This window comes from Acinetobacter sp. 228 (assembly GCF_048147885.1).
On sequence record NZ_JAYWYV010000228.1, the window covers coordinates 1 to 1,484 of the forward strand.

Consider the following 1,484-nt stretch of genomic DNA (forward strand, 5'->3'; position numbering starts at 1 on the left):
TGATACCACTTAAAATATCATCCCCAACTTTTCTAATATTGCTTTTATCTGCATAGCAAATCATAAAGTCACAAGCACCTTCTTTTAACAAAGACAGGCCTTCTCCACTATTCGTTGCGACAATTTCAATTTTTAAATCACGAATAAGTGTAGGAAATTTCTTTAAAAAAGTAGTTAAAAATCCAGAGGCTAAAGAATGAACAACGCAGAAACGACTGGTCGAGTCAGTGTCATTTTTAATATTTTTAATTAGTTTTGCGGTCTCCTCTACCTGTTTTTCAATATTTTTAGACATCACTAATAAAATTCGACCAATGTCTGTAAATTCGATGTTGTTTTTGTTGTTCCTAATAATGACTTCAGCACCAATCATTTCTTCAATTTGTTGAATTCTTCGAGTAAATGCAGACTGGCTAATAAATCTTTTCTCTGCTGCTTTTGAGATTGAACGTTCACGTTCTAATGTGAGGAGATCCTCTATCCAACGGACTTCTAAATTCATCTTATCTATTCCCTTTTAGATTTGTAATTTTATTAATTGATATTTTTGGGAAGTAGCATAAATAAATTTAGTGATGAGAAAGAATGATAAAACATAGGGAGTACCTGCAAAAATGCGAGAAGTGAAAGGACAAAGCCAATCTATAAAATTAAGTATTTAATAATTCTGACATAGAAAAGAAGATAAGAAAATAATAGGTTTTGTTTTCACGAGACAAGAGATGAACATAAGTACAATTCAGCTAAAAAAATTATTTAAATCAAACAATAAAAAGCCATCATAAAAATAAATAAGAGATCTTGAAAAGATAACTTTTAGAAATAAGCACGAACTTATATTTGTACATTTTATTGATAAAAAAAGTCCGCACCTTGGGGAAGAATGCGGACTGTAAACTGTTTCAATAACCAATCCTTATGTTATTGATTAAATTTTTCAGAATCTTAATTAAGATACTTTTCCACTATAAAAGGTAGTTAAAAAATCTATTTTCATACCCTTTTTACTTTGCCTAACCCAAAAAATATGAAAAATAATTTTTTTACTCACTCAATGGGTTGGTAAGGTAATAATTGATAAGAAAATGATTACCTTACCTCATTTCAGGATTTAAGCAGTCATAATAATTGATTGTATTTAAATACAATATTTGAAAAGAGTATAAGATAAAAAGATAATCCCGACTATTATACTAAAGTATCTATTTGGGTGTACGCAAACGTATTGAGTTCCCTTTAAAAGCGGTGACGATTTTCGCAGACGGGTTGATCAAAATGACCTAATATTCACCAATCAAGTAGTATAACTTTCTTGAAATTTCAACCATCATATTAGAAGTATATTGACTGATTTCAAATATCTGTTTTTTCTGTGGATTGAAAACCATATTGTCTTTTTCATCACTAAAAAAAACATAAGTTGTGTATTTATCCATGTGATGAATATGCTCTTTCAAGCTGAGTTTCTCACCAGAGTTAGGGTC

The 1,484-nt window shown here is 29.8% G+C and carries 2 protein-coding genes; both read right to left on the reverse strand.

The annotated features are described in order from the left end of the window. Nucleotides 1-502, reverse strand: a 502-nt coding sequence (locus VXQ92_RS17635) for a LysR family transcriptional regulator (protein WP_416682687.1), incomplete at its 3' end; no start/stop codon positions are given. 778 nt (nucleotides 503-1,280) lie between these two features. Continuing rightward, a partial coding sequence (locus VXQ92_RS17640) for a hypothetical protein (RefSeq protein ID WP_000112589.1) occupies nucleotides 1,281-1,484 on the reverse strand: 204 nt, incomplete at its 5' end.